The sequence below is a fragment of the Kaistella jeonii genome (genome assembly GCF_000812865.1).
Taxonomy (GTDB): Bacteria; Bacteroidota; Bacteroidia; order Flavobacteriales; family Weeksellaceae; genus Kaistella; species Kaistella jeonii.
Genome location: NZ_JSYL01000001.1, coordinates 29,238 through 42,336, shown reverse-complemented (window position 1 = coordinate 42,336; position 13,099 = coordinate 29,238). Strand labels below are relative to the sequence as shown.

Annotated in this window: 10 protein-coding genes and 1 pseudogene; 4 read left to right on the top strand and 7 right to left on the bottom strand. The window is 34.1% G+C overall.

Features of this window, described 5'->3' with window-relative positions:
• Window positions 1-21: 21 nt before the first annotated feature.
• From OA86_RS00185 to OA86_RS00175, 3 genes are all read left to right on the top strand, one after another.
• Window positions 22-1,539, top strand: a complete 1,518-nt coding sequence (locus OA86_RS00185) for a carbon-nitrogen hydrolase family protein (protein ID WP_039347076.1) — start codon at window positions 22-24, stop codon at window positions 1,537-1,539.
• A gap of 120 nt (window positions 1,540-1,659) precedes the next feature.
• The gene (locus tag OA86_RS00180; protein ID WP_039347073.1) at window positions 1,660-1,917 is read left to right on the top strand and encodes a hypothetical protein; all 258 of its coding nucleotides are present in this window, start codon (window positions 1,660-1,662) and stop codon (window positions 1,915-1,917) included.
• Complete coding sequence (locus OA86_RS00175; RefSeq protein ID WP_039347070.1) at window positions 1,914-2,207, top strand: type II toxin-antitoxin system RelE/ParE family toxin; 294 nt, start codon at window positions 1,914-1,916, stop codon at window positions 2,205-2,207. The genes OA86_RS00180 and OA86_RS00175 overlap by 4 nt, the downstream gene beginning before the upstream one ends.
• 96 nt (window positions 2,208-2,303) lie before the next feature.
• Here the strand turns inward: OA86_RS00175 and OA86_RS16130 are convergent.
• The 7 genes and pseudogenes from OA86_RS16130 to OA86_RS00145 all read right to left on the bottom strand — a co-directional run bounded on the left by OA86_RS16130 (window position 2,304) and on the right by OA86_RS00145 (window position 11,763).
• Window positions 2,304-2,624: pseudogene (locus OA86_RS16130) on the bottom strand (Imm53 family immunity protein).
• Between the two features lie 32 nt (window positions 2,625-2,656).
• Complete coding sequence (locus OA86_RS00170; RefSeq protein WP_039347068.1) at window positions 2,657-5,086, bottom strand: TonB-dependent receptor plug domain-containing protein; 2,430 nt, start codon at window positions 5,084-5,086, stop codon at window positions 2,657-2,659.
• Between the two features lie 34 nt (window positions 5,087-5,120).
• On the bottom strand, window positions 5,121-5,930 hold the full coding sequence (gene kdsA / locus OA86_RS00165; protein WP_039347065.1) for a 3-deoxy-8-phosphooctulonate synthase: 810 nt from the start codon (window positions 5,928-5,930) through the stop codon (window positions 5,121-5,123).
• Window positions 5,931-6,144: 214 nt separating this feature from the next.
• Window positions 6,145-6,855, bottom strand: a complete 711-nt coding sequence (locus tag OA86_RS00160; RefSeq protein WP_039347062.1) for an endonuclease/exonuclease/phosphatase family protein — start codon at window positions 6,853-6,855, stop codon at window positions 6,145-6,147.
• A 23-nt stretch (window positions 6,856-6,878) separates the two neighbouring features.
• Window positions 6,879-7,241: a DUF1697 domain-containing protein gene (locus OA86_RS00155; RefSeq protein WP_052257311.1), complete on the bottom strand. Its 363-nt coding sequence runs from the start codon at window positions 7,239-7,241 to the stop codon at window positions 6,879-6,881.
• Window positions 7,242-7,251: 10 nt separating this feature from the next.
• Window positions 7,252-8,241 (bottom strand): adenosine deaminase, encoded by a 990-nt coding sequence (locus OA86_RS00150; RefSeq protein WP_039347060.1) that lies wholly within the window; start codon window positions 8,239-8,241, stop codon window positions 7,252-7,254.
• Between the two features lie 36 nt (window positions 8,242-8,277).
• Entirely contained in the window at window positions 8,278-11,763 is a 3,486-nt protein-coding gene (locus OA86_RS00145; protein WP_039347058.1) for a glycosyltransferase family 117 protein, read from the bottom strand.
• A 224-nt stretch (window positions 11,764-11,987) separates the two neighbouring features.
• Between OA86_RS00145 and OA86_RS00140 the strand changes: the two genes are divergently transcribed.
• On the top strand, window positions 11,988-13,025 hold the full coding sequence (locus OA86_RS00140; RefSeq protein ID WP_039347054.1) for a PLP-dependent cysteine synthase family protein: 1,038 nt from the start codon (window positions 11,988-11,990) through the stop codon (window positions 13,023-13,025).
• Window positions 13,026-13,099: the final 74 nt, after the last annotated feature.

Sequence of the window (13,099 nt, the reverse complement as noted above, 5' to 3'; positions counted from 1 at the left end):
TTTAACTTTAAAAATAAATTTATGCAAATAGATATTAGAAAACTCACTCTTGATGATTACGATGAACTAAGAGATACGATGCAGAAAGCCTATCCTGCGATGTCGGAAAGTATCTGGTCCAAGAAAAGCATTCTGAAACTGATCAAAATTTTTCCGGAAGGACAAATATGTATTACCGTTGATGATAAAATTGCGGCTGTCTGTCTTTCATTGATCGTGCAGTACGAATTATACGGTGATGATCATACCTACAAAGAAATTACGGGTAATTACACCTTCAACACGCATTCCGACACGGGAAATGTTTTGTACGGAATTGAGATTTTCGTGGATCCAGAATTTCGGGAGTTGCGTTTGGCTAGAAGATTATATGATGCCAGAAAAGAATTGTGTGAAAAACTCAATTTAAAATCGATTATTGTCGGTGGCAGAATTCCTAATTATCATTTACACAGTCATGAACTTACACCGCGTCAGTATATTCAGCAGGTTCGAAAAAAAGAAGTTTATGATCCGGTTTTGAGTTTTCAACTGGCTAATAATTTCCTTCCTGTTCGAGTTTTACAAAACTATTTACCCGAAGATTCTCATTCAGAAGAAAACGCCGTTTTATTGCAGTGGAATAATATTTATTACAGCAAAAAACCCAATACGATGCAGGATTCTGTCATCCGTTTAGGTTTGGTTCAATGGCAAATGCGACATTTCAAAGATATTGATGCTTTCTTCGAGCAGGTAGAATTTTTCATCAATGTGATGGCAGATTATAAATCTGATTTCATTATGTTCCCGGAATTCTTCAATACGCCTCTACTCGCTCCTTTCAATCATTTAAGTGAAAGAGAAAGTATGTTCAAACTTGCGGAAATGACAGAGGAAATTAAAAACAGATTATCCCAGTTAGCGATCGGTTACAACATTAATATTATCGGTGGAAGTATGCCTTTTATCGAAAATGACGATTTGTACAACATTAGTTATTTGCTTCACAGAGACGGAAAAATCGACGAACACCGTAAAATTCACATTACGCCCAACGAAAAGAAATTCTACGGAATGAAAGGTGGAAACGAAATCAAAGTCATCGATACCGATTGCGGAAAAGTTGGATTGGTGATTTGTTATGATGTTGAATTCCCGGAATTACCAAGAATTTTGGCTGATCAGGGAATGAAGATTTTGTTTGTTCCTTATTTAACTGATACTCAAAATGCTTACATTAGAGTTCGTCATTGTGCGGCAGCAAGAGCGATAGAAAATGAATGTTACGTAGCGATCGCAGGTTGTGTAGGAAATTTACCTGGTGTAAATAATATGGATATTCAATATGGACAAGCCGCGGTTTTCACACCGTCTGATTTTGCTTTTCCTTCGAATGCGGTAAAAGGTGAAGCGACGCCGAATACAGAAACTACTTTAATTGTAGATGTCGATTTGAATTTATTGAAAGAATTGCATCACTATGGCGCGGTTCGAACTATGAGCGATCGAAGAAAAGATTTGTATGATACGATCAATTACAACAGCGAAACTGAATAGAAATAAATCCCGAGACTTTAAAGTTTCGGGTTTTTATTTTACGTTTAAACTCGGAGACTTTCCATAACGAACATCTCTGTGGAAAATTAATTTGTACATTTACTTTAAATTTTTACTAAAATGGCAACACAAGATATTATCATTTTCGAACCTACTTCTATTGAAGAAACTGATGCACTAATTGCTTTTGGTAAAGCTTTGAAATTAAAATTTAAAATTGCTGAAAGTGAAGATTTCAATGAAAATAAAGAAATTCAAATTCCTGAAGCGCATAAAGCAATTGTAGCTGAACGATTAGAAGATTATCGAAAAAACCCGAATACCAACTTCAATTTTGATGAGTTGCTGAAAGACATCAGAAAAAAATACAACTTGTGAATTATGTGATTAAAAATAGACCGAGAGTTTATCATGATATTTTAGAAGCTGTAGATTATTTATTTTCAATTAATCCAAAACTGGCAGAAGATTTTCTTGACAGAATCGAGGAAGCAAAAATTAAAATACAAAATACTCCGAATGGTTTTCAAATACAATATCTTAGTGTTAGAACGATCCTGTTAAGGCAATTTGCTTATCATATTTATTACATTGTTGAAGACTATAAAATCATTATTCTTGCTGTTCTTCATGCTCAAAGTGGAGAAAAGAAAATCGGTAAGATTTAAAGATTTATATTTCGAAAAAATAGTATTTACTGCAAAATTAAAACCATAGCAATTGCTGTGGTTTTTTAGTTGATTCAATTAAGAAAATTAAAAATTTTATCCAATATTTTTCATTTTATCAATTATAAATTTGTTTTCAAAATTCCCTTTTTCAATAAGTTCTTTAAATATTAATATCAATAAATTTAATTTTCTTGAATCTCCAGAAGCAGAAAAAATATTATTTTCAATTTTATATCCTACCCAATTCGTTTCTGATATTTCAAATAATTGCCATTTTTGAGAATCGAAAGATGTTTTTAAATTAAATTCAATATTCCAGCCAGGATTATCTATTGTTTATATTTTTAAAGAATTTTCATGCTCCCAATCACCATCACATTGATTTTCAAACCATTTTTGTAGCCAGATTATCATCATTCAGAAAATATATTTTAAACTTGGCTCTTCTAAAGTTTAAACTCCAACTTCACATTAAAAAATCTTCCAGTCAATCTCACAGGAACCGGATAATTATAACCCGTAGAAACATCATTTACCCATTGGTTCGCAACGGTATTGCTGATATTGAAAGCGTTGAAAATCTGAACTCCTAAAGTTAATTCTTTAAATTTACTCCAAACCGCACCGCTTGCTTTATTGTCTTTCTGATCAATGAAAACTTTAGACAAACCAATGTCAACTCGTTTGTAAGAAGGCAAAGTTCTCTGGTATTTATAAGGTGCTTCAAAATCTGGTTTTCCATTGCCATCTAAGGAAATCGGTGTTCCAGAAGGTAATCCGTTGGCGAAAACTAAAGTTAAATTTACACGCATTGACGGGAATTTCGGCATGTAATCCTGGTAGAACATCGAAAATCTAAATCTTGGATCGGTTGGTCTCGAAATATATCCTCTTCCATCAATATTTTCTTTTACGCGTGCATAACTGGCAGAAATCCAGGAATCAACTCCCGGAACAAATTCACCAAATAATCTGGTATCGATTCCGTAAGCATAACCTTCAGAATTATTTTCTCCGGAATAACGGATTCTTACATTATCTAAATAATAAGGAATCAAATGATCCATTTTTTTATAGTAAAGTTCGGTCGTCAATTTAAATGGACGATTCACCATCTTAAATTCGTAATCATTCGCCAGGATAATCTGCATCGATCTTTGCGATTTGATGTTTGGATTAAAGTTACCATCCAGATCCTTGATCTCTTTGTAGAATGGCGCCTGGTAATAAATTCCACCCGAAACTTTGAATAACATATCCATTTCCCAGTTCGGTTTTACAGCAAATTGTGCTCTTGGAGAAATGATCGTTTCATTGTTGAAATCCCAGTGAGAAGCGCGAACTCCGGCATTTACAAAAACACGATTATCGCCCCAGAAGAATTTTTTAGAATATTGTGCGTAACCTGACATTCTTGTTGGTTGAATATGATTTGCACCTGCAATATTAAATCTCAAACGAAGTTGAGAAGCATCTAATGTCCCAGGATTTACAAAATCTCTCGGGGTGCTGTAACCCAACGAATCGATCAGTTGCCACTCGTTGGTAAAATCCTGTAAATTTTCTTTTTCAAATTTTAAACCTACTTCAAAATCAGTGTTGACATCTGGAGAAAATTTAGTTTTAAGTTGTGCGCCGTATGTTTTTACCATCAGATCATTTCTTGCGTGATCAATTTGTCCGCCGACGTCGTACGAAGTAACCGGCGCTCCGGTAATTGGATCAAAAGTTTGCAACATGTATGCAGAAGCGATGGTGTAATATTCTTTTTCGCGGTTTTGGTAAGCAAAACTATCTAAACTAAACTTCCATTTAGCACTTGGTTTAAAATTAATGGTCGCCGTTCCCATCATATTTTTATACTGATCATCTTCTTTACCATCATAAAAAACACTCAGTTTTAAAGGAGCTTGCAACGATCCGAAATCTACTTCTTTAACTTTCGGAATCATTTCGTAATCATTTTTACTCACATAACCGATGAAAGAAACATCCCACTTATTATTAAACTTATAATTAATGTAGGTCTGAAAATCCATGTATTGCGGATTAAAATCGGTGTCTTCATTCAATGTATTCAAGACCAAATTGGTATTTCTATATCTTCCAGAAAACAATGCTGATAATTTTTTATTTTTTGAAGCGAAACCTGTGGAAAGTCTTGCTCCGATTAAACTAACTTCACCAGAAAGTTCAAATTTTGTCGGTTGTCTGTAATATATATTTAAAGCAGAAGACATTTTATCACCGTATTTTGCTTCAAATCCACCCGCAGAAAAATTGATCGCCTGAACCATATCAGGATTGATAATACTCAAACCTTCCTGCAAAGAATTCCGAATTAAAAATGGTCTATAAATCTCAATATCATTGATGTAGATCAAATTTTCATCGTAGTTTCCTCCTCTTACCATATATTGAGAAGACAATTCAGCATTTGAATTCACAGAAGGCAAAGTTTTCAAAAGTCCTTCAACACCGCCAGAAAGTGAAGCAACCTGTTGCGCTTCTTTCGCAGAAATTTCTATGGATGTAAGATCGGTTACTTTTGGCTTTCCTTTTTTCTGAAAAACAACTTCCTCAATTTGACTTTCCCGCTCTACATTTGCAAACAAAACATTTACGTTTTGAACTTTAGGATTTACTTTAATATTTTTGGTAAAACCTCTGAAATTTTCTTTTTCTACCGATAACATTTGTTCTGATTCTGCAATTGGAATCTTTACAAAACCTTTGTCATCAGTAGTAAAATTTTGATTGTTATAAGAAACATTTGCCTGAGAAACAGGATTTCCATCGTTATCTAAAACTTTTAGATTGATTTGCGAAAATGCGAAAATTGGCATTAACGCCAAGAGTAAAAGTATTTTTTTCAAGGCTGAGAATTTAGTTTTTAAAGATAACAAAAAATTAGAGAATCGCTTCTCTCACCCGTGTTAATTTTTGAAGCAGCTCTTCCAGTTTGTCAAGTCTGAGCATATTTGCACCATCAGAAAGTGCGACACTTGGATCGGGATGTGTTTCGATAAATAATCCATCTGCACCAACTGCAATTCCAGCTTTTGCGATGGTTTCAATCAATTCTGGTCTTCCGCCGGTTACGCCGGAACTTTGATTTGGTTGTTGCAAAGAATGAGTCACATCTAAAATGACAGGAGCATAATTTCTCATGGTTGGAATTCCTCTAAAATCTACGATCAAATCGGTATAACCGAAAGAATTTCCACGTTCGATAATCGCAGTTTTTGGATTGCCCGAATCGTGTACTTTTTGCACGGCAAACTGCATGGATTCAGGAGAAAGAAACTGTCCTTTTTTCAAACTTACACATTTTCCGGTTTTCGCAGCAGCGATGAGTAAATCGGTTTGACGAACTAAAAATGCAGGAATTTGTAAAACATCAACATATCGTGCTGCTAAAGCTGCGTGTTCATTTTCGTGAATATCCGTAGTTGTGGGAATATCGAAAGTCTCGCCTACTTTTTTTAAAATTTCTAAAGATTTTTCTTCTCCAATGGTAGTGAAAGAATCTACTCTACTGCGATTTGCTTTTTTGAAACTTCCTTTGAAGATGTATGGGATTTCATATTTATTGGTCATTTCCACAATTTTCTCGGCAATTCTCAAAGCCATTTCTTCGCCTTCGATAATGCAAGGACCTGCAATAAGAAAGAAATTTTTTGAATTTTTGTGGTGTATGTTTTCTAAGTATTGAATCATGTATGAGTTATTTAATATTAAACGATTGAATTACAAAAATAGTGATTTTTTTGATGGAATTTTTTATAAGTTTTGGCTAAAGCCACTTGGAAGCTTTAAGAAAGAAAACGGGCTAAAGCCCGTTCCTATTGATTTATTATTATTTAATTTATAAAAAAGAAATTGCGAAAGATAAAATTTCAATAATAGGAATTAATTGATTGATAATTCAAATTCAATATTCGATTTCACAGACCATTGGCATGTGGTCACTTAATTTAATCCATTGATCATATTGCCCTATTTCAATGCTTTTTAATCTATCGCAAAATTTTTGAGCTCCAAAAATATAATCAATATGATAAGGCTTCGTTATATTTCTTTGAAAATATAAAGTTGGTTTTTTTTCTTTACCTTGAATTTCCTTTTTAAAGCGGTGATAAAAACTATCAATACCAAGTTCTTTTAATTCATTTACAACATCAGAATGGTTCCACCATCTGTCCCATTCATCCCAAATTGTATTGCTGTTAAAGTCACCTATAATTAAAGATTCTTTTAATTTATTTTTATTTATTTGCAAATATTTCCATAACTGACCGATATATCCAAAATTGGGCGAATTATTTTTGTGAGTCCAAACCGCTAATAAGTTAAAGTCTCCATTGATTTTACAAGGCAAAAAATGCTTTACTGAATGATCGTTGAATTGGTTCGTCCAATCTAATTTTTCTAACTTTATTTCTGGTTTCGCGAAAACGGCAAGTCCTTTGTTTTTATTTTCGCCGATCCAAATATAATTTTCTGCCCATTTCTGATATTTTACATCTTTAGATTCGGATGGATTTTCGCACTCTTGAATAATATATAAATCGGCATTTAAGTCTGAAATGTTTTCAAACTTTTTTCTAAATGCTCCATTACAATTCCAAGTTACTATTTTCAATTTGCTATTAATTTTTGGCTGAATTATTTAAGAAAATAAAATTTGAATTCATCTAAAAGAATTTCGGTAATTCCTTCACTTCCAACAAAAGCGTAGATATGTAAGTCATCTGATTTTGTGAAAGGATTTTTATTGAAAATTTCCAGAACGTCCTCTTTAGTTTTAATAAATAGAAAAGCTTCATAATTAAAATGCCTTGAAAGTGCTTTTTCTAAAATTTTCTTTAATTCAGAAGAAGATTTATCAGAAGAAAAAAGTATATTTCCGGTTGCTAAAACTGAAGAAACATGGCACAGTAGTGCATCAGCAAACACTTTACAAACTTCAACCATTTTCATGGAAGTTCCATTTACATTGACACCGCGCAATAAAGCACAATATTTCAAGATTAGAAATTTAAATTTGAGCGATGAATTTTTGTTTTATTTCTTCCGGTAAAAAAGAATATTCGAACGAATTGCGAACCAATTGTTTTACTTCATCCATTGATAGATATAAAGCTTCTATACAACTCAGATAATTTTGAGTCAAATAACCGCCAAAATAAGCGGGATCATCTGAATTTACGGTTACTTTTAAACCTAAATCCAGCATCTTTTTTAAAGGATGATTATCGATGTGATCTACGTTTCTCAGTGCTGTATTTGAAAGCGGACAAACCGTTAAAGCCATTTTTTCTGAAACCAATCTTTCAACCAATTTTGGATCTGTCAAACAATTATTTCCGTGATCAATTCTCGCAACTTTTAGTAAATCTAAAGCTTCCCAAATATATTCTGCACCTCCTTCTTCGCCGGCATGAGCAACAGGAATATAACCTTCTTTAACCGAGGCTTCAAAAACTTTCTGAAATTTTGAAGGTGGATTTCCTTTTTCCGAAGAATCTAACCCAACCATTTTGATCAAATGTTTGTACGGGAGCGACTGTTGCAAAGTTTCAAACGCATCTTCTTCCGATAAATGACGCAAATAACTCATGATCAATAAAGACGAAATTCCATGATTTTTTTCTGCATCTTCTCTTGCACGCTGAATACCATTAATAACCGTCGAAAATTCTACGCCCCTTTTGGTATGAGTTTGTGGATCGAACATGATTTCTGCATGCACGATATTTTCTTCTACACAATGTTTAAAATAAGCCATCGTGAGATCGTAAAAATCCTGTTCGTGAAGGAGAACATTTGCTCCGGCGTAATAAATATCTAGAAAGTCTTGTAAATTCCCGAATTGATACGCTTTTTTTACTGCTTCTACATTTTCATAAGGAATTTCGACCTTATTTCTTTGGGCAATTTCGAACATTAATTCAGGTTCGAAACTTCCTTCAATATGGAGATGTAATTCTGCTTTCGGGACTTTTTTGATATATTCTGAGATGGTCATATTTTATAATATTTATGGATAATGTTTTTCTTTGAATTATTGAGTCGCTTTCATAATAGCACTCGTGATCTGTTCTTCTTTTTCTTTGGAATAAGTAGAATCGTAAGGATTCATCACATCAAATAAATAAGTATAAAAAGGCGTAATTTTCTGCACGTTTTCAGATTGTTTGATGGCTTTTTCTTTGCCCATCGTTTGCAGATCTTTTACGAAAATATTAAACCTTTTATCAATTGGTTCAATGGATTTAACCAAATAAGAATATCCTTTTTCCTGCTGACCAATTTTTTTGTAAGCATCAGAAACTGCACCTACAATCAACGAATATTCCATTGGTTTTGTACGCATTTGTCTCGCCACAAATCTTTGTTCACCCGGTGACAGGCTGTTGTAATAATCATATTCGGTAAAAATTCCTTTTTTGAGTTCTTCAGCCAATTTCAACCCTTTTTGTTCCTGCCCGGAAATGATGTAACCGTAAACGATGGAACTTAAAGATCTCGGATCATCATATTTAACAACCGGTATTTCTTTTGAAACTAAATCGAGTAATTCAATTGCTTTTGCATTTTGTCCGGAGAGCGAAAGTGCTTCTGCAGCGCGACTTACGGAACCTCTGTAGCTCACTATATTTTGAGTACAAGTTTCATCAAAATGAACTTTCAAGTCTTTGAAATTACCCCATTTGTAATTTTTGATGGTTTTGTATAAGGAATTGGCGTCTACTCTACCCATTTCTCCATCTTCTCTTTCGGTAGTCTTAATTGGAACCAACCGGTAACTGAAACCATCGTACTGCAAATAATCTCCTAAATAGAAAATATTTTCAGGATCATAAATTCCCCCGGAAGAGAAATTAATGGGTCTTTTCCAGTCAAAGTTTGCTAAAATATCAAGCAGCAACAAATTGTTTTTAAACATACTGTTGCTTTTATATTCGATTGTGATTTGATCTACAACGTCCGGTAGATCTTTAGCTTCGATCGTTCCTGATTTCACCGCATTAGCTTTATTTACAGGCATTATAAATTTAGAAACAGGTAAGAAATTAAATTTCTCAAATTTTGCATCTCCAAAAAGTAGTTTTAAAATTTCGTCTTTATCTTCTGATTTTGTTTTAATGAAATTCATGGCTTCTTTTAAAGTCATTGAATCCTGAGTCTGAAATTTTCGGAATCCGGCAAAAGTTGTTTCCGGCGCTCCCTGATCTTTTAGGTTAGCGAAAACATTTTTCCAGTCATCTTTCGTCATCAGATAAATCTGATCATTCGTTCCATCGCGGTAATCATCATGATTTAAAACGGAAGGAACAGGCATTGAATTGTAAGTTCTGCGTTTTACCTGATCGATATTCCAAGGCGTAGAAAGCAAAGTGAAATTCACCACTTTCACATCATCGCGAAGTCCCGAAGTTTCCTGCATTCCCCAAATCGGATAGGTGTCATTATCACCATAAACAAAGAGAATATCATTTTTTGGTAAGGATTTCAAGGTTGAATATGCGTAATCATACGCAGTGTAGCGGTTGCTTCTGTCGTGAACATTATAATTCTGGAAACCCATCATCAATGGAACTCCAAGAAGAAGAATTCCTGCTCCAATGTTAACCGTGTTTGATTTTACTTTTGTTTGAAGATACCACAGCAAAGCTCCGGCTCCTAAACCGATCCAGATTGCAAAAGCATAGAAAGATCCGACCATCGCGTAATCTCTTTCGCGAACTTCAAAAGGTTTTACACCAGTGTAAAATACAATTCCCACACTTGTCAATATAAATAAGGACAAGATTGCATAAAATCGTCCGAAATCTCTTTTCAACTGGAAGAAAAATCCGATGATTCCCAATAATAAAGGCAAGAAGAAAAATGCAACAGTGCTTTCATTTTTAAATTTCGCAGGCATTTTACTTTGGTCACCCCACATCGCGTTATCAATAAATGGAATTCCGGAAATCCAGTTTCCTTTGTTATTTTCCATGTGTCCTTCCAGGTCATTTTGTCGGCCAACGTAATTCCACATCAGATATCTCATAAAATAATATCCGTTTTGGAAGGTGATAAAATAATCTAAGTTTTGCGCTAAAGAAGGTCTTTGAACATTGATTAAATTGTATTTTTTTACTTTTAAATAATCATCTGCTTTGATGGTTCCTTCTTCGTATTTCGTACGCAGATCCTGAAATATTTTCTTGGCTTCAGGATTGTCTGCAATATCTTCATTGGCATAATTAAAGGAGAAATCTGGTGCGCCATACATCGAAATATAATTGGCCATGACATCTTTATCCTCGTTAAACATTCGCGGCATAAAACTTACTTGATCCTTGCTGAAGACATAATTAAAACGATCCCCAACTCTTCTGTAAGTGCCAGATTTTTCGTCTTTCTCGTAAACATCGCCTGTTTTTTCAGTTTTGTAACTGCCGTCTTCATTTTTCTGGATTCCATTCGCATCCAAATAAGCGGTGTAATTTTGACCATAAGAAGTCGGCCAGTCTCCGTATTGTACACGGTTATAATAATCTAACATTCCGATGGCGTTGTCAGGATTATTTAAATTCATTGGCGGATTTGCAGTTGCTCTAATCGGAATTACCATCCAACAGGAGAAACCGATCATCATATAAACGACTGATAATATAATGGTCTGATAGATATTCTTCTTTGATCTTTTAGCATATTTAATAGCGAAGTAACAAACTGCCACTAAAATAAGGAAGGCGAATATAGTTCCGTAATGAAAAGGAAGACCAATTCCATTAACTGCGAAAATTTCCATTTTTCCAAATAGAGTCATTATTAAAGGGAAAATTCCTTTAAACACAATTCCTAGAATCACGAGAGTGAAGAGATTTGCCCAAAGAAAACTTTTCCACGTAAACTCATAATTTCTAGCGTAATACATTAAACAAACCGCCGGAATTGCTAACATACACATCATGTGAACGCCGACTGACAAACCAGTTACAAAAAATATTAAGATAATCCATCTTTCATTATCAGCATCATGATATTCGTTTTCCCACTTGGTAATTAGCCAAACTAACATTGCGATAAACATACTTGTCATTGAATAAACTTCACCTTCAACTGCGGAAAACCAAAAAGTATCAGAAAAAGTAAAACACAACGCGCCGACAACTCCTGCAAAAAGAATTGAAATTTCCTGATGTTTAGTGATCTCCGTAAAGTCTTTATTTAAAAGTCTTCTGACCAAATGAGTAATGGTCCAGAAAAGGAAAAGAATGGTCAATCCACTGAAAAGAGCCGACATTGAATTAATTACAATGGAATAATGTGCGCCATTACCAAAAGCAAATATGGCGGCAACCGCTCCTACCAACTGGAAAAGCGCAGCTCCGGGAGCGTGCGTAACCTCGAGTTTTACTGCTGAAGATATATATTCACCACAATCCCAAAAACTGAAATTCGGTTCCATGGTTGATAAATAAGTAAGAAATGCAATAACGAAAACAACCCATCCCAAAAGGGTATTCAATCGTTTAAAAGACCAGTTTTTCATATATAAAAATTCAATAGTGCGAAAATAGGGATTTTAGGTTACTATTCAGATATTTTAACAAATTTTAAATGACTTGGCGTGATTCTTGTCCGGCTATGGTGCAAAATAATTTTGAAAACTCTTTTACAGGATATGCGATATATCATAAAACTTCATATAAATTGTTGAATTATTAAATTTTTCGTATTTTTGCGCTCACGGTTTTCTAGAGAAAAAATGAAACAATGACTCATGTTTACGATAACATTCTTGGCTTAATCGGTCATACACCTTTGGTTAAATTAAATAAGGTGACCAAAGACATTTCTGCGACGGTATATGCCAAACTAGAATCTTATAATCCTGGGCATTCTACCAAGGACAGAATTGCAATTCACATCATAGAGGCGGCAGAAAAAAAAGGACTTTTGAAACCGGGATCTACGATTGTAGAAACTACTTCTGGTAATACGGGTTTTTCGATCGCAATGGTTTCTATTATTAAAGGTTACAAATGTATTTTAGCAGTTAGCGACAAAACAAAAGCAGAAAAAATCGCCTATTTGAAGGCTTTAGGAGCGACCGTTTATATTTGTCCTGCTAATGTTGCGCCAGATGATCCCAGATCTTATTATGAAGTTGCAAAAAGAATAGCATCTGAAATTCCAGATTCTTTATATATTAATCAATATTTCAATGAACTTAATATTGATGCGCATTACCAGTCAACTGGTCCTGAAATTTGGAAACAGACAGAGGGAAAAATTACGCATCTTATTGCCTGTACAGGAACAGGAGGAACTTTATCAGGTTCGGCAAAATTTTTGAAAGAGCAAAATCCAGATATTAAAATTATAGGAGTTGACGCTTCAGGATCAATATTAAAAGGTTTCAAAGACACAGGAAAAATTAACAGCTCAGATATTCATCCTTATCAAATCGAAGGAATGGGCAAAAACCTAATTCCGTCCGCTTTATTATTTGATAAAATTGACGAATTTGTGCGGGTAAATGACGAAATGTCTGCATATAGAACTCGAGAAATTGCTTTGAAAGAAGCGATCATGGGAGGTTACACAACCGGAGCAGTTGTTCAAGGTTTACTACAGTACGGCAATTCTCATGAGTTTTCGACAGATGATGTCGTAGTAGCGATTTTTCCAGATCACGGTTCGAGATACATAACCAAAGTTTACAGCGATCAATGGATGGAAGAACAAGGTTTCATCAACAATGGTGTTCATAATTATGAAGAAGTCTTCAAGACAGAAGTAATAAAATAATATAGTGTAAAAGAAAATTAAAAAACCTTTTTGTAATAACCGAAAGGTTTTTTTTGTAGTATAATTTAATTCAA

Excerpts from the sequence above, each read along its gene's own strand:
- OA86_RS00185 (WP_039347076.1), top strand. The coding sequence starts at position 22 with ATGCAAATAGATATTAGAAAACTCACTCTTGATGATTACGATGAACTA.
- OA86_RS00180 (WP_039347073.1), top strand. The coding sequence starts at position 1,660 with ATGGCAACACAAGATATTATCATTTTCGAACCTACTTCTATTGAAGAA.
- kdsA (WP_039347065.1), bottom strand. The coding sequence starts at position 5,930 with ATGATTCAATACTTAGAAAACATACACCACAAAAATTCAAAAAATTTC.
- OA86_RS00150 (WP_039347060.1), bottom strand. The coding sequence starts at position 8,241 with ATGACCATCTCAGAATATATCAAAAAAGTCCCGAAAGCAGAATTACAT.
- OA86_RS00145 (WP_039347058.1), bottom strand. The coding sequence starts at position 11,763 with ATGAAAAACTGGTCTTTTAAACGATTGAATACCCTTTTGGGATGGGTT.
- OA86_RS00140 (WP_039347054.1), top strand. The coding sequence starts at position 11,988 with ATGACTCATGTTTACGATAACATTCTTGGCTTAATCGGTCATACACCT.